The organism is Ureibacillus massiliensis 4400831 = CIP 108448 = CCUG 49529 (genome assembly GCF_000772965.1).
Lineage (GTDB): Bacteria > Bacillota > Bacilli > Bacillales_A > Planococcaceae > Ureibacillus > Ureibacillus massiliensis.
Map to the genome: position 1 here is coordinate 1 of NZ_JPVQ01000001.1, position 19,498 is coordinate 19,498.

Annotated in this window: 19 protein-coding genes; 13 read left to right on the plus strand and 6 right to left on the minus strand. The window is 36.2% G+C overall.

Translation table 11 applies throughout. The features are described from left to right. Positions 1-206: 206 nt before the first annotated feature. From CD30_RS00005 to CD30_RS00030, 6 genes are all read left to right on the plus strand, one after another. Positions 207-644: a cell wall hydrolase gene (locus tag CD30_RS00005; protein ID WP_036170648.1), complete on the plus strand. Its 438-nt coding sequence runs from the start codon at positions 207-209 to the stop codon at positions 642-644. Positions 645-789: 145 nt separating this feature from the next. Further along, positions 790-1,497, plus strand: a complete 708-nt coding sequence (locus tag CD30_RS00010) for a DNA alkylation repair protein (protein WP_036170651.1) — start codon at positions 790-792, stop codon at positions 1,495-1,497. Positions 1,498-1,702: 205 nt separating this feature from the next. Further along, positions 1,703-2,185 (plus strand): DUF2975 domain-containing protein, encoded by a 483-nt coding sequence (locus tag CD30_RS00015; RefSeq protein WP_036170654.1) that lies wholly within the window; start codon positions 1,703-1,705, stop codon positions 2,183-2,185. Positions 2,186-2,195: 10 nt separating this feature from the next. Further along, entirely contained in the window at positions 2,196-2,414 is a 219-nt protein-coding gene (locus CD30_RS00020; protein WP_036170658.1) for a helix-turn-helix domain-containing protein, read from the plus strand. A gap of 60 nt (positions 2,415-2,474) precedes the next feature. Next, positions 2,475-2,678 carry a hypothetical protein gene (locus CD30_RS00025; RefSeq protein WP_036170661.1) on the plus strand — a complete coding sequence of 68 codons (204 nt, stop codon included), beginning with the start codon at positions 2,475-2,477 and terminating at the stop codon, positions 2,676-2,678. A 145-nt stretch (positions 2,679-2,823) separates the two neighbouring features. Continuing rightward, a complete protein-coding gene (locus tag CD30_RS00030) occupies positions 2,824-3,000 on the plus strand; it encodes a hypothetical protein (RefSeq protein ID WP_036170664.1) in 177 nt (58 codons plus the stop codon). A 52-nt stretch (positions 3,001-3,052) separates the two neighbouring features. On the opposite strand, the gene CD30_RS00035 is transcribed toward CD30_RS00030, so the two are convergent. From CD30_RS00035 to CD30_RS00050, 4 genes are all read right to left on the minus strand, one after another. Further along, a complete protein-coding gene (locus tag CD30_RS00035) occupies positions 3,053-3,964 on the minus strand; it encodes a glycine betaine ABC transporter substrate-binding protein (protein ID WP_036170667.1) in 912 nt (303 codons plus the stop codon). Positions 3,965-4,463: 499 nt separating this feature from the next. Beyond that, complete coding sequence (locus CD30_RS00040; RefSeq protein ID WP_036170670.1) at positions 4,464-5,618, minus strand: iron-containing alcohol dehydrogenase family protein; 1,155 nt, start codon at positions 5,616-5,618, stop codon at positions 4,464-4,466. A gap of 14 nt (positions 5,619-5,632) precedes the next feature. Further along, positions 5,633-6,991, minus strand: coding sequence for an aminotransferase class III-fold pyridoxal phosphate-dependent enzyme (locus CD30_RS00045; protein ID WP_036170673.1), 1,359 nt, complete (start codon positions 6,989-6,991; stop codon positions 5,633-5,635). A gap of 141 nt (positions 6,992-7,132) precedes the next feature. Then, on the minus strand, positions 7,133-8,320 hold the full coding sequence (locus CD30_RS00050) for a PucR family transcriptional regulator (protein WP_036170676.1): 1,188 nt from the start codon (positions 8,318-8,320) through the stop codon (positions 7,133-7,135). Positions 8,321-8,492: 172 nt separating this feature from the next. Between CD30_RS00050 and CD30_RS00055 the strand changes: the two genes are divergently transcribed. The 6 genes from CD30_RS00055 to CD30_RS00080 all read left to right on the plus strand — a co-directional run bounded on the left by CD30_RS00055 (position 8,493) and on the right by CD30_RS00080 (position 14,748). After that, positions 8,493-9,731 carry a Zn-dependent hydrolase gene (locus CD30_RS00055; RefSeq protein WP_036170679.1) on the plus strand — a complete coding sequence of 413 codons (1,239 nt, stop codon included), beginning with the start codon at positions 8,493-8,495 and terminating at the stop codon, positions 9,729-9,731. Between the two features lie 106 nt (positions 9,732-9,837). Next, positions 9,838-11,256, plus strand: coding sequence for a dihydropyrimidinase (gene hydA, locus CD30_RS00060; RefSeq protein WP_036170683.1), 1,419 nt, complete (start codon positions 9,838-9,840; stop codon positions 11,254-11,256). A gap of 26 nt (positions 11,257-11,282) precedes the next feature. Beyond that, positions 11,283-12,644, plus strand: a complete 1,362-nt coding sequence (locus CD30_RS00065) for an NAD(P)-dependent oxidoreductase (protein ID WP_036170685.1) — start codon at positions 11,283-11,285, stop codon at positions 12,642-12,644. Positions 12,645-12,661: 17 nt separating this feature from the next. Further along, a complete protein-coding gene (preA, locus tag CD30_RS00070; protein WP_036170688.1) occupies positions 12,662-13,942 on the plus strand; it encodes an NAD-dependent dihydropyrimidine dehydrogenase subunit PreA in 1,281 nt (426 codons plus the stop codon). A 22-nt stretch (positions 13,943-13,964) separates the two neighbouring features. After that, on the plus strand, positions 13,965-14,174 hold the full coding sequence (locus tag CD30_RS00075; protein WP_036170691.1) for a hypothetical protein: 210 nt from the start codon (positions 13,965-13,967) through the stop codon (positions 14,172-14,174). A gap of 232 nt (positions 14,175-14,406) precedes the next feature. Further along, a complete protein-coding gene (locus CD30_RS00080; protein ID WP_036170695.1) occupies positions 14,407-14,748 on the plus strand; it encodes a hypothetical protein in 342 nt (113 codons plus the stop codon). 41 nt (positions 14,749-14,789) lie between these two features. Here CD30_RS00080 and CD30_RS00085 read toward each other — a convergent pair whose 3' ends face one another. After that, the gene (locus CD30_RS00085) at positions 14,790-16,781 is read right to left on the minus strand and encodes a methyl-accepting chemotaxis protein (RefSeq protein ID WP_036170698.1); all 1,992 of its coding nucleotides are present in this window, start codon (positions 16,779-16,781) and stop codon (positions 14,790-14,792) included. Positions 16,782-17,447: 666 nt separating this feature from the next. Here CD30_RS00085 and CD30_RS00090 point away from each other — a divergent pair. Then, complete coding sequence (locus CD30_RS00090; protein ID WP_036170701.1) at positions 17,448-18,557, plus strand: alcohol dehydrogenase catalytic domain-containing protein; 1,110 nt, start codon at positions 17,448-17,450, stop codon at positions 18,555-18,557. A 122-nt stretch (positions 18,558-18,679) separates the two neighbouring features. Here CD30_RS00090 and CD30_RS00095 read toward each other — a convergent pair whose 3' ends face one another. Continuing rightward, on the minus strand, positions 18,680-19,279 hold the full coding sequence (locus CD30_RS00095; protein WP_052125983.1) for a YitT family protein: 600 nt from the start codon (positions 19,277-19,279) through the stop codon (positions 18,680-18,682). Between the last annotated feature and the right edge of the window lie 219 nt (positions 19,280-19,498).

Consider the following 19,498-nt stretch of genomic DNA (forward strand, 5'->3'; position numbering starts at 1 on the left):
TTTGGTTCATTTCACCCAGAAAAATTGTTATTTATTCCGAGACTCTATTAATGTGTCATATAAGAATGGTAATTATTCAATTTACAAGGGAAACTGAGAAAGAAAAATTAAAAATTGTATCGAACATTAAATGGAACTCATCAACATTCGCTAAATTATGACATCAAAAAAGGATTTTTTTCATAACATAAAGTTGAGGTGAAAAAATGCCAAGAGTTAAGTACCGAGATAAGGATGTTGACCTAATTGCAAGAATGATGCGAGCGGAAGCAGAAGGTGAAGGAAACCAAGGAATGCTTTATGTTGGTAATGTCATTGTCAATCGTCTCGTAGCAAATTGTTTAGACTTTAGAGATTTAAGATCGATTGAAGATGTTATTTACCAGGTGCAAGGAGGAAATTATTCGTTCGAAGCAGTTCAAAAAGGAAATCTTTTTTATAGCCCTGCAAGAGCGAATGAACAAAGATTAGCAAGGCAAGTGTTGGATTATTGGAGAGACCACCCTGGGAAATATGCCCTTTGGTATTTCAATCCATATGCTCCATGCCCTCCAACATGGTACAATCAACCTTTTGCTGGCCAATTTAAAAATCATTGTTATTATGAACCAGCAGCAGGAACTTGCGAAAGTGTTTACCGTTAACATTGTGAAAATTCTTTAACTAAGAGCGTTGATCCAAAAGGGTTGACGCTTTTTTTAATTTCAATAAATAAGAATAAATCAATATATTTGGAATGAAATACTTGGTTATAATAAAATTAAGATGGATAAAAGGGAAGTGTGAGTAATGGATTTCGAAACGGTAATGGAGGAGCTTGAAGCCCTTGGCAAAGAACGAACGAAAAAAATGTATATGTCAAATGGTGCAAGAGAACCTCTATTTGGTGTAGCGACAGGCGCGATGAAGCCAATCGCAAAGAAAATCAAAATCAATCAACCTTTAGCCGAACAGCTTTATGCGACAGGGAACTACGATGCCATGTACTTTGCGGGAATTATTGCAGATCCAAAAGGCATGACAGGGAAAGATTATGATCGTTGGATGGACCAAGCCTATTTTTATATGATATCTGATTATGTGGTAGCAGTAACATTATCCGAATCAGATATTGCGCAAGAGGTGGCGGACAAATGGATTGCTAGTGGTGAAGAGCTTCCAATGTCAGGAGGGTGGAGTTGTTATTGTTGGCTTTTAGGAAGTCGTTCAGATGCTGAATTTTCCGAAAGCAAACTTTCCGATATGCTTGACCTTGTAGAAAAAACGATTCATGATGCACCGGAACGTACCAAAGCTTCGATGAATAATTTCATATATACAGTAGCGGTATCCTTTGTACCGCTTCATGAAAAAGCACTCGAAACGGCAAAAAATGTTGGGATTGTAGAAGTGAAACGGGAGAACAAAAAAAACAGTCTCCTAAATCCTTATGAAAGCATTATGAAAGAAGTAGACAAAGGGAGAATTGGTTTTAAACGTAATTATGTAAGATGTTAATAAGAGTCAGCTCCTAGGATTCCCACACAATAACATAGTAGGAAGTAAAAAAGTGTTTCTTTGTTTTAAGAAATGCTTTTTATTTTTGCTTAAAAAAGGAATTGTCAACAAAAAAAATATAATTTTATTCAATAATTATTTATTGAAAAACGATAAAAATCGGTTTATTATCAATAACATAATCAAAACGTGAGGTGTAATTTAAATGAAAAAAGGCTCAACATGGTTTTTAAAGTTAGCTGTTTTTATTATTGGAGCTCCAATTCTTGCAGCTTGTATCTTTCTGTTACCTTGGATTGCAAAAGATGTTGCACAAGATGGCTTAGAGTGGGCTTGGGTAATCTATAGTATCCTAATAATTATGTATGTGTCTGCGATTCCATTTTTCATCGCGCTTTATCAGGCATTTCAGCTTTTAATCTATATCGATAAAAACAAAGCGTTCTCGGAAATATCCGTGACTGCATTAAAAAAGATTAAATACTGTGCTACTACGATCGCAGGCTTGTATGTCGTTGCCTTACCATTTTTCTATATTTTTGCTGATATAGATGACGCCCCTGGAGTAGTTATCATTGGGATGATGCTTGTTTTTGCTCCGTTAGTAATCGCAGTCTTTGCTGCAGTCCTACAGAAGCTTTTAAATGAAGCGATTGATATTAAATCTGAAAATGATTTAACGGTCTGAGGTGAAAACAATGGCGATAATAGTAAACATTGATGTCATGCTGGCAAAAAGAAAAATGAGTGTAACAGAATTAACTGAGAAAGTTGGAATTACAATGGCGAACCTTTCAATATTAAAGAATGGCAAAGCAAAGGCAATTCGATTTTCCACTTTGGAGGCAATTTGTAAGGCGTTAGAATGTCAACCAGGAGATATTTTAGAATACCGAAATGATGATACACAAGAGTAATTGTGAATTTCTCTAGATTAAAAGTGAAAACAAAAAATAAAACGAATAGGAGAGGTTTGTGTGGGATTCTATTACTTATTATTACTACTGATAGGAATTGTACTTCTTGTAGTAGGAGGAGGAGCACTTTGGAAAGGTGTATCTTGGTCAGTTAAAACAATCCTCCTTTTGTTTATTGTAGGTATTCTTTGTATTGGATTGGCTATCTTTCTGTTAACGCCAGGTAGTTCTGATTTAATTGCTGAATTATTGAAATGGAATTAATTTGGCTTTTGTATAAGCGATTTCTAAAGATGATGAGGGAATCCACGCTTTTATGTGCGGCTTCCTGAAAATTATAAACTAAATCGAAAATTCACTAGTTCGTAATTAAATCAAATCAAGCACTTTCAAATTGGAGGTCATATAATTGAGTTTAATTATTCCTAAATGTATGAAATGTGGTAAGGAAATTAAAGATGATGAGGAAGTATTGGTTCAAATAAGATATCCAAAACGAAAAGGTTTTACCGAAATCAAAGCCTTTTTAAGTTTAGAGGGGAAATTTATCTGTAAAGAATGTTCGACTAAAATGAATCTTAACTAACACCAGAAAAAAGGAGAATTCGATCTGAATTCTCCTAATTTATTATCTCCAATTATTCTTTTGGTTGTAAGTCTTCAATTGAATCGATGTCCATATATGCAGGGACAACAAGTCCATTTTTCCCGCCAGTTAAATTAGGTCCTAAATCAACAATTTCTTCCTTGTACTCTTCATAGAAAGATCCGTGTGTTGTAGGTAACCATGGTGCAAGGGAAGCATCGCCTTTGCCAGTTGCAATAGCTTGGAACATAATAACTGGATCTACAGGTGTTAGTGTAACATTGTAGCCTTGTTGTACTAATACTTCATACATTACTTGCGCTGTAGCACGTTCTGTATCCCATGGAGTTAAAACTAATTCGATATCTTTTCCATCCACCTTTTCAGTACCTTCAATCCATTCATTTACTTTTTCTGGATTCGCTTCAACCCAATTTTTTGCGGCTTCTTCCATTGAGATTTCTTGAGCGGCTAACACAATAGATTCGATATCTTCCAATTCCCAATGAAAAGTATCAAGTATTTTATAAGCGTTCGGCATGTCTTCCTCTAATCCTTTTCTTGCAATGGTTTGAATGTTTTCCACTCCACCAAAAGCGCCTTTTGGGTCTTCAAGGAATTTCAAATCATATGCGGCGAATTTCCAGTGAGGGCTCCAACCAGATATAATAATAGGTTCCTCGTTCTTAATAGCGTCATCTAGTGCGGCAAGCATACCTACAGTAGAGCTTTCTTCAAGCTCCCAGCCTTCTAAATTATCATAGGCTTCTAATGTGTCTTTTGTAAGTTGGGTTAATCCTGCACCTGGTTCAACACCAGTAATCGTATAGTCCAAAGCTTCACTTAAACTAGGCTTTTCATCCTCTTGAACGTTTTGTTGAGCACTTTCGTCGTTACCGCAACCAGCTAGTAGTAAAGAAATGGACAGACCAAGTGTTATCCCTTTTAATTTTAAATTATTCAAGCTTTCATCCCCTTAAAATAAAGAGCAATCCACAAAACCCTTTACAAATTTATTACTCTATCGAACAACAGTAATATATTATTAAGGTTAACATCATACTTTAATGTATTTCAAATTAGGTATTTAGTCATGGGGATGAAAAGTTTTATAAATATGTGCTACAGAAAGGACCTTTAATTAATACTGTATTAATTTAGAAGAAATGGTTGACCGCGTACCAATGTAGGTGACATTAGAATACTATTAATGGGAGTGATAAATTTATATTAAATAAAAGATATTAAAAGTCAAAAAAACATTAAAAATAATACGATTTATAGATATAAATACATTGATTCGCAACTTTAAAATGAATCGATTTACATATACCTATCGAGTGGGATATAAAGCTTCTATGATGATTTATTTCCCCTTAATTTTTAAATGAATCGAAAAATCAACCAACAAAACAAGAAAACAGAGTCGCTTAATCAAGGATTAAAACAACTCTGGATACTCTTTATGAAACTGCTGAAGATTTTGAAAGGGATTGGTAAAATACTTTTAATGAAGAGGGGGTCATTTCAATCGGATTGTTTTGCATATTTGGTGCGAAACTATTTGCGACAAGATTATCAAGCAGCTCTTCTGAAGTAACACCTGCATCCTCTAATGTCATACATAAGTCCATTTCTTTCTTCATAAAATCGATGAAATCCGCTAAAACATTACCATCCTCGAATCCACAGCGTTTACTAAAATCCTGAAGACGAGTGCTAACGTACGGATCATCACTTTGGCTATTTAATCGCCAAAATGCAGCAAGTGTAAAGGCGCATGCTTCACCATGTGTGATGCCGAAATCTTGTGTTAGTGGGTAAGAACAGGCGTGAGCGGCTGCTGTCTGTGTTAGATTAAATGCAAATCCAGCAGTAACAGAGGCTAAACTCATATTCACTCGAGCTTCAATATTATTTGGATCCTTATAGGCTGTTAAAAGATTCTCAAAAACTAATTTTGCCGCTTTTTCTGCAGCCATATCTGTATATGGTTGATGCTTCTTGCCATAAAAGGCTTCCAATGAATGGGCTAATACATCAATTCCACTTGTAGCTGTTACATGAGGAGGACAGCTGTATGTCAATTCTGGATCAATTATTGCGTACTTTGCATACAAATATTTGCTACCTAGAGGAGCTTTAATTCCTTTATCTGTATCCGTTAAAACAGACACTGCTGTAATTTCACTGGCGGTACCAGAAGTTGTTGGGATGGCAATTAAAGGAATCCCTGAGTGATCGATAGTTTTTTTCTTGTAGAAATAGATGCTTGTTGAATCTTCCGTATTTGCTACAAAGCAAGCAACCTTTGCGCAATCTAAAATACTGCCGCCACCAATTGCTACTGCAAAATCATATTTATTGCTACGAAGAATATCAGCGCAATCATCTGTATTCTTTAACGTAGGATTTGGCTGAATATCAGAAAAAATCTCTTGCAGCTTCCCATTTGAAGCTGCTACTATTTGCGCTGCCACACCGTTTTTTACCATAGAAGGTGTGCTAATTAACAATCCTTTTTCAAAGCCAAATTGATCAATAATTTCAGGTAGCTTCTTTAATTTCCCTATACCAAAATCAATTGGTACCGGCTGTTCGTAATAAAATCCTTCCACTTAAAGTAACCTCCTTACACAGATAGCGTTTCTTCTGGGAATAATCCTTCTTTTTCAAATTGCTTTAACGTACTTTCAAAAATGTCCATAGCTTCATTAATTTGTTCCTCAGTAATGATGAGTGGGGGAGCGATGATCACCGTCGATTCATGAGAATAAGTATAAAAACCATTCGCACTTAACATCGATATAAATTTATTCATAAGTCCAACAGGGTCCTTCCCATAGTCAAGGCCATATTGAATAATTGGCTCCTTTGTTGCCTTATCCTTCACAAGCTCTACCCCTGCAAATAAACCAATTGAACGAATCTCGCCAATAGAAGGGAAGGTTAATAATTTCTCAAGACGTTGTTTTAAAAGAATGCCCATTTTTTCAGCGTTTTCAAAGATATTTTCTTCCTCATAAACTTCTAAATTGGCAACTCCGATTTGCGTACACATTGTATGACCGCTATAAGTAAGTCCAGTCATTAATACATTTTCATCAAAGAAACGTGAAATGTCTTCGCTAATAATAACACCGCCGAGTGGTGCGTAACCAGAAGTTACCCCTTTAGCAAAGGTCATAATATCTGGTTTAAAATCGTAATGATCCACAGCAAACCCTTTACCTGTACGACCAAATCCTGTCATAACTTCATCACAAATCATTAAAATGCCAAACTCATCGCAAAGGGCACGCACACCTTCAAGATAGCCTTTAGGAGGAATTAACACACCGTTACTTCCTGGAATAGGCTCGATAAAGATTGCTGCAATCGTATCAGAACCTTCATATAAAATTTGATTGCGTAGTTTTCCTAAGTAATAAGCTGTTGCCGCCTCTTCTGAATCAAAATCAATGACTTCACGATAAAGGTAAGGTACTTCAAATTTAACAAACCCTGGTAAACCAGGCTCAGCAGCAAAACGACGACTTTCTCCTGTTAAATTACCAGCCCCAAAGGTAGCTCCGTGATAGGAACGGTAGCGAGAAAAAATCTTGTAACGGCCTGAAACCATTCGCGCGATTTTAACTGCATGATCATTGGCTTCGGCACCGCCAGAAGTATAAAAGACCTTTGCCATGTTAGAAGGGGCTAGTTCGATAATCCTCTGAGATAAATCAGATTTAGGCTTCGTTGCAAATGAAGGTCCAGCAAGAGGGTATGTGCCGATTTCTTGAAAGGCTTTTAAAACTTTCGGATGCTGATGACCCACATTGACATAAACAAGCTGTGAGCTCATGTCAAAATAACGATTACCTGCATCATCCCAAAAACAAACACCTTCTGCCTTTGCTATAACCTTTGGATTGAAACTTCCTTGTTTCGCCCAAGAATGTAAAACATATTGCTTATCCTGTTCTTTTATCGATAAATAATCACTCATCACAAATCTCTCCTTTTTACTATCGACGATTGCATGAGGTCATCATATCAACAGCGTCCATAGAAAACAATGAATATTCGGACAAATTAAGTTGTGCAAATGCACAAGCACCATGTCAACATCAGATCTATAAGTCTTGTTCTATTTACCCTTTTTTTGATTCATAATATCTTCAATCATAAAGGCAACATTTAAATTTGTTCTCGCAAAAGTATTATTTAAATCTAAATCTAGTAAAGAAGCTATTTTGTTAATCTTATACGTAACAGTATTTCTATGAATAAAAAGGCGTTTACTAATTTTATTTGCACTGCCATTTTCCTCAAGAAAAATACGCAAAAATTCTACAAAGTCCGTATTGTGTAATTGATCATATAAATAAAGGGGACCAAGCATGTCCTGATGAAAAGTTTTAATAATAGATTGGTCTGGAACATTCATAATAATTTTGTAGGTTCCGATTTCTTTATACTTTTGAATAAAAGGATTTTTATGTTGTTTGACTAAATGAATAACCGTTAAAGATTCATCATAACTCTTCGAAACATTTTTTAATTCTGTGTAAAAATTCCCCATTCCAATAATCAGTTCTAATTCTCCGTTTCTTTCGATGGCCTTGTCGTAAATCTTTTCTACAGTCTTTGAAAAGGGAATATGATTTGTTTTCACTTGAGCGCGGTCAATTAAGAAGATTAGCTGATTATTATGCTTTAAAGATAAAAAATCATGATAACGGTTTTGAAATTCATAAAGAATAATCTCTGAATATTGAGAGATAGAGTGATTTAAATTTTTTGTTGTGCAAGTAATAATCCCTAGTTCGGCTCCTTTCGGAATGCCTCTTTGGAGCAAGTTTTCTTCTATTGAAATACGTGGATGGTCATAGCGAAATATTAAATTGTAAAGAAGCTTTTGTTCACTTTGTTGTTGGTGTAAGGATGCTTGAGTCATGGAGATTAATTCGATGGTGTTTTTTAATAAATCGGCAACCCGATACTTCCATTCCATCTGAAATAAGGGGAAATTTATTTCGTTAGCAAATTGAATAATGGAAGGTGGTACATCAGGTATATAAGGGCCAATGTTAATAATAAAACCTGCAACCTTCCTAGAATATGAATTCCGAATGAGCTGCTCAAGCTGATTTAAATCATTTTTCATTTGAACTCCAGTTGTGACAATCAATTCATTTGGTCTGCAAAATGGAATTAAATCGGTACTTTCGATTACATTAATGCCGGAAAGCTTGCGATTTAGGCCGTTTTCACCCGCAATTAACTGAAGATGCTGGAATTCAGGTGCATGAAGAAGTTCTCTAACTGTTGTCATGAAAAAACTCCCTTCAATAATAGATTGTTAAAATTTATGACATTATGAATGTGCAAATGCATAACAATTTTTATAACAATGTCCATATACTGTAAAAACATTATACATTAAAATAACCAAATAAATATTATTATGTTAATTTATTTAACATCAAAATTTGGAGGGGTGTTTTGTGTATAAATGTAATCAATCTCGATTAAAAGAATCACTTGAACAATTTAGTCGATTTGGTGCAACAGAAAATGGTGGAGTTACAAGACTTTCCTTATCAAAAGAAGATATTGAAGCAAGAAATTACTTTGCCGAATGCTGCAAGGAGCTAGGGATGGAGTTAGTAATAGACGATATGGCAAATATGTACGCTACTCTACCTGGAAAAAGAGACTTACCTCCAATTATGATGGGCTCCCACTTAGACTCAGTTGAAAAAGGTGGGCGTTTCGATGGTGTTTTAGGCGTATTAACAGCTCTAGAAGTAGTTAGAACGATTAAAGAAAATGATATAGAGTTAGAGCTTCCATTGACAATCGTTAATTTTACAAATGAAGAGGGCGCCCGCTTTGATCCAGCTATGATGAGCTCGGGTGTCATTACTAATAAATTTGATAAAGAAAAAATGCTTCAATCTACAGATAAAAATGGTATCACCTTTTTAGAGGCATTAAAGGAGAGCGGTTATGAAGGCAGTATCGATAACCGCCTAAAAGAGGCAACTGCTTTTCTTGAATTACACATTGAACAAGGTCCCATTTTAGAAGCAGAACAATTGGAAATTGGCGTTGTAGAGGGTGTACTTGGAATGTGCTGCTATGAGGTAAGTATAAGTGGCGAGTCAGATCATGCTGGAACAACACCAATGAAAATGCGTAAAGATCCACTATTTTTAGCTACAAAATGTATTTCTACATTAATTGAACAACTTGGTAGTGTAGATGAGGAGCTTGTTTATACAATCGGCCGAGTCAATGTTTCACCAAATATCCACACGGTTATTCCAAATAAGGTTGTTTTCACCATTGATGCGCGTCATAAAGATCCAAAGAAAATTAGCGAAGTTGAAGACATTATTCAAGCATTACCATCTGAAGAAGCAGGGTGCTTCGTTCGAAAAGAAAAACTATGGGGGCGAGATACCGTAGATTTTGATTCGGAAATTTGTGATCAAATTGAACAAGCTTGCAATGGATATGGGTACTCATCAAAGCGCTTATATAGTGGTGCGGGACATGATGCCCAATATATCGCATCCATTGTGCCAACTGCGATGATTTTTGTCCCAAGCATAAATGGGAAAAGCCATTGTGAGGAAGAAGAAACAACTTACGAAGATTGTGCAAAAGGCGCAGATGTCTTAATCGAAACAGTTTTAAACTTACAAACGAAATTCGCCATCAGTGAGGCTGCAATTTAAATTTGAAACGCTTATGTATGCAAAAAGAGGCTCAGACGCTGGCTGTATGAATTCCTCCCGAAAACGCTAATCATTCACAAAGCAAAATACGAAAGGAAGTATGTCCATGACAAAGAAAATCATTAAAGGCGGTACAATCGCAACTGCCACAGATATTTTTGAGGGCGATATTTTAATTGAAGGTGAAAAAATCGTTCAGATTGGAAAGGACCTTTTAGACACAGAAGCTGAAATTATTGATGCAACAGGTAAATACGTATTCCCCGGAGGCATTGATCCCCATACCCATTTAGATATGCCTTTTAATAACACAGTAACTGATGATGATTGGGAATCTGGTACCATTGCTGCTGCGTTTGGTGGAACGACTACTATTTTAGACTTTGCCTTAACAGCTGGTGAAACGAAATTATCAACGGCTGTTGAAAAATGGCATGAAAAAGCTACTGGTAAAGCAGTTATTGATTATGGATTCCACCTAATGGTAACAGACTTAAACGAAGAAACGGAAAAAGAGCTTCCTCTATTACTAGAAAAAGAGGGCATTACTTCCATTAAGGTGTTTATGGCCTATGCTAAAGAATTTCAAGCTTCAGATAATACATTGTTTAAGGCGTTCAAGGCAGGGAAAGAAACAGGAGCGGTTGTCATGGTGCACTGTGAAAATGGTTCCGTTATAGACGAGCTTGTTGAAGCTGCCAAAAGGGCAGGGAACACAGCGCCAATTTACCATGCATTAACACGACCGCCGGAATTAGAAGGCGAGGCAACAAAACGAGCAATTGAACTTGCACATGTAGCAGGCGCAAAACTGTATGTCGTTCATGTTACTTGTAAAGAAGCAGTAGATGAAATCGTAAAAGCACGTGAAAAAGGCTATGACGTTTATGGCGAAACTTGCCCTCCTTATCTTACTTTAGACCAATCACTACTCGCTCAACCAGGGTTTGAAGGTGCCAAATACGTTTGGTCACCACCACTTAGACCAAAATCTCATCAAGAACCCCTTTGGAATGCTTTAAAAGCAAAACAACTACAAACCATTGGCTCAGACCAATGTTCATTTAGCTTTAATGGTAAAAAACAATTGGGATTAAATGACTTCTCGAAAATACCAAATGGCGGTCCATTTATAGAGGATCGATTCACTGTTTTATATTCAGAAGGTGTAACTAAAGGAAGAATATCTATCAATGATTTCGTTGATGCAGTTTCAACGAGTGCCGCGAAAATTTTTGGGCTATTCCCGCAAAAAGGTACGATTGCAATCGGCTCTGATGCGGACATCGTTATTTTTGATCCGAATGTAAAACGTATCATTTCAGCGGAAACACATCATATGAATGTCGATTACAATGCCTTTGAAGGAATGGAAGTAACAGGCGAGCCAGTAAGTGTACTATTACGAGGAGAATTTATTGTGAAAGATAAAGAATTTGTAGGCACGATCGGTGGCGGTAAATATATTAAACGACCATTAAAGAAAAAAGCTGCTAGCACATTAGAAGCTGCTGTATCTAATTAACGTGTTGCCTAAAAGGAGGGGGATATATGAGCAGTATAACTGGTGGAATGATTTCTCCAAATCTAAAGGAGAATTTTGAAGAAATCTATAAAGGAATGACGAAAACAGAAGCCATCGTCGAAGCAAATCGATGTCTTTATTGCTACGATGCACCTTGTATAAAAGCATGTCCTACGGGAATTCAAATACCGAAATTTATTAAAAAAATAGCTTCAAATAACCTAAAAGGATCGGCCAAAACCATTTTAGAAGCAAATCCACTTGGTGCAAGTTGTGCGCGGGTATGTCCAACTGAAGAATTATGTGAAGGTGCTTGTGTATTGAACGATATATCGAAACCGATTGAAATCGGAAATCTACAACGGTATGCAACGGATTATGCAATGAAACAAAATAAACCATTATTTGAAGCAGGCATAAACAATGGGAAAACAGTTGCGATTATCGGAAGTGGACCTGCTGGATTATCTGCTGCAAGAGAGTTAAGTCGCCTAGGCTACAAAGTAACCATTTTTGAAGCTGAAAGTGAAGCAGGAGGACTAGGTCGTTATGGTATTGTGTCCTTCCGACTTCCTAGAACTGTAGTTGATTGGGAGGTCAAACAAATAGAGAAATTGGGCGTCGAAATTAAAACAAATTGTCGTGTTGGTGAAGACGTTTCTGTAGAAGAAATAGTCAACAATCATGATCGTATTGTACTTGCAATTGGTATGAGCAGTGTTCCGAATTTAGATATTGATGGTGAGCAACTAAAGGGTGTTTATGATGCAATTGAATTTGTAAAGGATACAAAAATAAACGAACCAACAGAAGATATTAGAGGTAAGAAGGTAGCTGTAATTGGTGCTGGAAATACTGCGATTGATGCTGCAACTTCTGCAGTAAGATTAGGTGCTTCTAATGTACAGATTATTTATCGAAGAACGAAAACGGAAATGACAGCCTACCAGTTTGAATATGAGTTTGCAAAGCAAGATGGGGTCGAATTTAGATGGCTAACCGCTCCTGTTGAAATTATAGGTGAAGATAGCCAAGTGAAAGGTTTAAAATGCACGGAAATGACATTAGGCGAAGTAGGTCCAGATGGTAGACAAAAACCAATACCAGTTGAAGGCTCTGAATTTACCCTTGAAGTGGATTTGGTCATTAAAGCTATCGGGCAATCCCGCTACGAAAATTTAATTAAAGCATTTGGATTGAAAAGTGTCCGAGGCGTTGTTCAAGTAGATGAAGCATTAAAAACCTCTCAAGAAAAAATCTACGCCTGTGGAGATGTTATTTTTGGCAATGGACAAGGAGAAGCGATGGTAGTTTCTGCTGTAGAGCAAGGAAAAACAGTGGCTGGCGCAATTCATCAATCATTTCGATTACAGACGGAAATTGCTTAGAAAAGGAGGGAAAGTGTATGGCAGATTTAAGTATTAATTTAGCGGGAATAAGATCGCCTAATCCTTTCTGGTTAGCCTCTGCACCACCGACAAACTCTGGCTATCAAGTTCAAAGAGCATTTGAAGCAGGATGGGGAGGTGTCGTTTGGAAAACACTTGGTGATCCAATTTTAAATACTTCCTCACGCTTTGCGGCCGTCAATTTTAATGGGCAGCGAGTGGCGGGCTTTAACAATATTGAACTGATTACAGATAGACCAATTGAAGTGAACTTGAAAGAAATCTATGAAACGAAGAAACTATTTCCGGACCGAGCTATTGTTGTTTCATTAATGGTGGAACCAATCCAAGATAAATGGCATGAAATAGTTAAACGTGTGCAGGATGTGGGCGTTGATGGCTTCGAGTTAAACTTTGGCTGTCCCCATGGTATGGCTGAGCGTGGTATGGGCGCTGCTTCAGGTCAAGTACCGGAGCTAGTTGAAAAGCAAACCTATTGGGCAAAAGAAGTAGCTGAGGTTCCAGTCATTGTTAAGCTAACACCGAACATTACGGATATAACGGTAACAGCGGAAGCGGCGGTACAAGGTGGTGCTGATGCTATTAGTATGATCAACACGATTAATAGTTTAGCAGGTGTTGATTTAGACAGTTGGAACACGATTCCCCATGTTGGAGGAAAAGGTGCACATGGTGGGTATTGTGGTCCTGCAGTTAAGCCAATTGCCTTAAATATGGTTGGTGAATGTGCACGAAGCCCCTATATTAATGTACCGATTTCAGGCATTGGTGGAGTCTCTAATTGGCAGGATGCGGCTGAATTTTTACTAATGGGTGCAACGGGTGTGCAAGTATGTACTGCTGCTATGCATCACGGCTTTAGCATTGTAGAAGATATGATTGATGGTTTAAATAATTACCTTGATGATAAAGGAATCACTTCAGTGATGGATATCGTCGGTAAAACAGTACCGAAGTATTCTGACTGGGGAGATTTAGATCTAAACTATAAAGTAGTTGCAAAAATAAACAATGATGTATGTATTAACTGCAATAAATGCCATATTGCTTGTGAAGATACATCTCATCAATGTATTGAAATGCTTACTGGTACAGATGGTAAGCCAATGCTAAAAGTTCGTGAAGAAGATTGTGTTGGCTGTAATTTATGCTCCATAGTTTGTCCAGTCGATGGCGCCATTGACATGATTGAGGTGAAAAATACGTTACCAAGTATGACGTGGAATCAAAGACAAGCTATGGTTGGTCGTTACACAATTGATAAGATTGCAAAATAATCGACAGTGGGAGGTATAAGCGATGTCTGAATATCTTGAATTTGTTGAGGAGAAAAACAAAATCGAGCGCTACTTTGAGGAAGGTTATGAAATTCACAGTATAACTGAAAACTTTAGCGGCACCCTGATTGAATTTACCTCTCCAAAATTAGAAGGTAAAGATTTTATTCAAATACTACTCGTCACACCTGAAGCCCGAAAGTATATTGCAACGAAATTAATGGTTTCGTAGAGTATGTAAGAGTTGCTTCATAGGTACATTTCCCAATTTCCCCTTAAAATAATGTGAACCCTAACGATTTTTTATATCGGTATGGGTTCATTTTTTATTTAAAATCGCCTATTTTTCCCTGTTTTAAAATAAACGAATCTCTAGGACAACCTAATTACAACTAGACCGAATAGAATGAGAAAAATAAACAATGCTATCAATGTAACATTCCAATTCAAAATGAGGTGTTCCATTGAAATTACTCGTAATTGGTTCTATTCTATTTGGCGCAATCGTGTTTGCTTTATTGCCCATACTATCAACGTACTTTTTTCAACCAAGTTTAAAGGATAGTATTAAATTTAATGTTTATTTTCTTCCACTCAATTTTTTAGGGAATGTAGTGTTAGCCTGGGGATTCATACAAGGTGCCAAACTATTTGGAAATACAGTAATGCTATCTGGAATACAATTAGGTACTAATGCAATTATTGTTACAGCATTATCCATTTTAGTTTTACATCAAAAGATTTCTATGTACTCCATCCTAGGCATTGTTTTAATTGTAATCGGAACAGTCCTATTAAATAAATAAAAAATGGTTGCGTAATAAATGCGCAACCATTTGTACTTCTATTATATTTTAAATTTACTTACAGCGACAGTTAGCTCAGTGCTTAAGTTATTCAATTGTTCAGAGGCTTCTGCAACAGATTGAATTGCTGTTAATTGCTCATCACTTGATGCGCTTACTTCCTCACATGCAGCCGCAGTCGATTGAGCGGTCATGGACATTTCTTTAATAGTATTAACAACCTGATCTTTATACTTCACTATTCCATTCATTTCAGTCGTTAAATTGTCGAATGTTTCTTCCATATTTTCAATAAATGTTGAAATGTTTTCAAATAGAGAACCAGTCTCCTTAACCACAACACCTTGATTTTGGAATGTATTTTGCATTTCGTTCATTTGTGTTGTGACCTGTAAAGAGTCATTTTGTAGCTGTTGAATCGTTATTTTTACTTTTTCAGTTGCACTCGCAGACTGCTCAGCTAATTTGCGAACTTCTTCTGCCACAACTGCAAAGCCTTTACCGTGCTCACCTGCACGAGCTGCTTCAATACTTGCGTTTAATGCGAGTAAATTTGTTTGTGCTGAAATCTCAGAAATTGTATCCATAACTGAACCAATATCAGATACCTTTAGCTTCAATGTGTCAACGGCTTTTGCCATTTGTTTTAATTCATCTTGAGAATGACCAAATGAACCGAAAAGCTCTGACATTTTATCTCGACCGACGTCGTTTAATTTATTTGCTTTCATAGTAATATCATGTAAAGCAGTAGTTTGGTTTGTCATTTCGTTTATTTTCTCACCAAGCATTGATGATGAATCAGTTACTGCATCGGCATTTTCGGATGATGTTGTTGCGCCAATAGCAATATCATTAACTGCCCTTGATACTTCCATACTTGATGCACTTGTTTCCTCAGCCAATGCACTTAAATGATGAGAGCGTTCTTCGACATGATTGGATGAATCCTTCACAACACTAATAATCTTTTTCATATTTTCAAGCATGTCATTAAAGTGCTGTGATAAGCGACCGATTTCATCGTTTGAATTGACGTCAATTTTAACAGTTAAATCACCTTCGGCAACTTGTCCCATTAAAGAACCTAAAGTATTAATCGGTTTTAAAGTTTTTGTAATAAAGAAATAAAGAATTACAAAGGTAATGACTAAAATTACTACTGCAAAGATAATAATCAACACTTGAATGCTGTTAGCAGTACCTTGTAATTGATCCGTTTGATAGATAGATCCAACAGTCCAACCTAATTCAGGCATTTTATGATACACAATCACTGATCCTTTTCCATCAATGGAAGTATGTAATGAGCTTGTTTCAGTAGTGTCTGAAAGGATATGAGTAACATATTCTTCACCACTTAAGTTCTCACCGAATTGTGAAGGGTGAACAATAGCTGTTCCTGTTTCGTCTAAAATAATAGGGTAGCCTTCGTAACCAAGATTTATAGAAGAAATCATGTCTGTTAAGCTAGATAATAAAATATCCACACCAATAACACCGACAACTTCATTTCCGTTCATCACAGCTTTCGAGCCAGCAATTGCATATTCTCCAGTAGAAGAATCCACATATGGAGCAGACCAAATGACTTCATTTGGGTTACTCATCGCATCGGTAAACCACGAACGTGAGTTTACATCTAAATCAAAAATTGCATCAAAGTGAGGTTCCGTAATGATTTTTTCACCAGTAGTGAAGTAAATCGAAGAAGCAGAATCATAAATTGATAAATAATTTGCCAATTCTTCACGATAAGCTCGGTCTGCTTCGTCATTGTATTCAGTAGAATTCTCAAAGTAATTTAGCACTTCTTTTGACGATGCCATTTTTAGTATGCTATTTTCATGCCCTTCTAAAAAGGTATTGATAGAATTAGATAATTCATCAACTAGTATTTTGCTTTGTTCTATTACACTTTCCTCAGTTTTAGAAGAAATAGTTAAGGAAGTAGCTGTAGCAAGCGATCCTAAACCGAGTAATATAACAATCAAAACTATGGCGATGATTCGCCATCGAATAGAATTTTTCAAAGCCTCCACCTCCAAATTATTACCATATAATTTTAACATAATAGAGCATGTCTCTGAATATGTCCGGAGTAGTGACGTGTTTAGTTTCTAAAATAAGAATTATCGAAAAATTGTAACTTTATACTCATGTAATTGGTAAATAATACATCCGAAATGATAATTGTCTGAATTTTTAGTAATATATTAATAGATTTTAATTTTGAAAGATGGATTTTAGTTTTCATTTTTGTACTAGGGGGTTCATCTGAATAGTATTTCGAAATAATTTGATTGAAAATTCAGAAAAATATTGACTTAACGTAATGTGGTATTTAATATATATTTAACAGCTCATGGGAAGTTACTGGAATTTATCATTATCGATATTCTCAATAAAATTAAATAAATCGCGGTTTTTTTGCGATAAAGGAACATGTCAGTTTCTTTATATAACCATTAAAACTTAGCATGATGAACCAATTAGCTTAATTGTAAAAAAGCTGATTAGTTTGTTGATGCTAAGTTTTTTTATTGGAGGTGAAAAGTAAAACGCTATCTGCAAGTGATGTAAGCGAGCAAAGAATAACACATCGACAAAGTTTTAAAAACGGTTACATATCCTTGTAGACTAGTACGTAAATTTCTCAAAAATCCAAAAGTAAAATAAAAAATAGGGGAGAGAATTTTATGAAAACAAAAGCAGCTGTGTTGGAGGCAGTTACATCTCAATTACCTTTTGAAAAATCGAAGCCTTTAAATATTTCAGAAGTGGAAATTGCAAAGCCTGGCTATGGTGAAGTGATGGTGAAGGTAATGGCAGCGGGTCTGTGTCAATCAGATGTATCGGTTATGAAGGGGAATCTTGTACGGCCACTGCCGATGGTTATAGGTCATGAAGCAGCAGGAATTGTTTATGAAGTAGGTGAGGGGGTTACGGGACTTCAGCCTGGTGATAAAGTCGTTACTACCTTTGTCCCATCATGTGGGAAATGTTTGCCTTGTTCTGAAGGACGTCCATCATTATGTGAGCCTGGAGTTAAGTCTAACAATAATGGAGAACTAATTACTGGTGGGAAACGCTTTAGCAAAGAGGGTAAGCCAGTAAGCACCCATGTTGGCGTATCTGCTTTTTCTCAATATACAACGGTAGCAGAAAATTCATTAGTCAAGGTGAATACGGATATTCCCTTTGAATATTTAGCCCTTTTTGGTTGCTCAGTCGTAACAGGAATCGGTGCGGTTGTTAATGCAGCTCAGCTTAAACTAGGAAATAGTGTGTGTATTTTAGGATTAGGTGGAGTTGGCTTTAGTGCGTTAATAGGAGCGAAGGCAGCTGGTGCCTCACGAATTGTTGCGATAGATATTAATCGGAAAAAACTAGATATGGCGTTGGAATTAGGAGAGGAAATCGAAGTCTATACACCAGAAGAGGCTCTTAAACAAAATATTCAAGTAGATTTAGCGATTGAGACTGCGGGAGTACCAGATGCATTAAAACTTGGGTTTTCACTTGTTCGACGTGGCGGCAGAGTTGTAACAACGGGTATACCTAGCCCTGATCGGAAAATTGATGTTCCAATTATGTCTGTTACATTTGAAGAAAAAGAAATAAGAGGCTCTTATTTAGGAAGCTGTGTACCAAAAAGAGATATTCCTAGATTTTTAGAGTTATACGAAAAAGGACTACTCAGAATTGATAAACTGCTATCTAAAACGATAACACTTGAAGAAATCAATAAAGGATTTGATGATTTATTATCGGGTGAGTATATTCGTATTGTTATTAAATTTGAGTAGGTACTTCTACAATAGATATAAGGTTATTTATTAGGTGTAAAACTTCTATAAAAGATTTAAAGACTTCGGCATATACCCCGAAGTCTTTAATGTTTAATGATATAGGGTAAATCAGGGAGGTTCTAACTCCTCACCATATCTACAATGGTCACCGCGATAAAATATGTAATAATCGAAACAACGGCACCTTTCCATCCAAATAATAATAACGCAAAAAGGAAGATGAAAATATTAATAATGAAAATGGATTGTCCGACAGTAAGGTGAGTTCTTCTAGCAATGAGTAATGCGAGTACATCACTTCCGTCTAAAACACCGCCATTACGAATGACAATGCCAATTCCAAGACCAAGGAGAATTCCTCCAATAATAAGCTCTAATAAAGAATTACCTTCCAAAAAGGGGGTCCTTCTTTCTAATATACTAGTAGAAAGTGTTAAAGAAATAATTCCAAAGGTTGCGGAAAATGCAAATCGTTTACCTAAATACTTTAACCCAAGTAAGATGAATGGAATGTTAAAAATGAAAAGCAAAAGACTTAAAGGGTAGTCACCAAACTCTGATAACATCATAGACACTCCAGTAATGCCACCATCTATTAGGCCATGAGGAATAAGAATAACTTCAAGGCTTATGGCAGTGATGGATGCCCCTATAAAAATCCATGGAATTTTAAAAGCAAGCTCTGCAAAATACATTTTATACGGACTAAGACTTTTCAAATTTGAACTCCTTTTCATAGGTTCGATATATAGATTTTACGTTTATATACAGAATTGTTTTCATATATATAACTATGAGTTTGTAAAAAAGATGATGAATCGTAAAGAAAATTAATATAAAACAATAAATGAATTATACATCTTCTAATCAGTTCGCCGAAGAAGCATAAATCAAAGCTGTTGACATCAAAAGAAATAACTATTATAGTTACCTTCAGC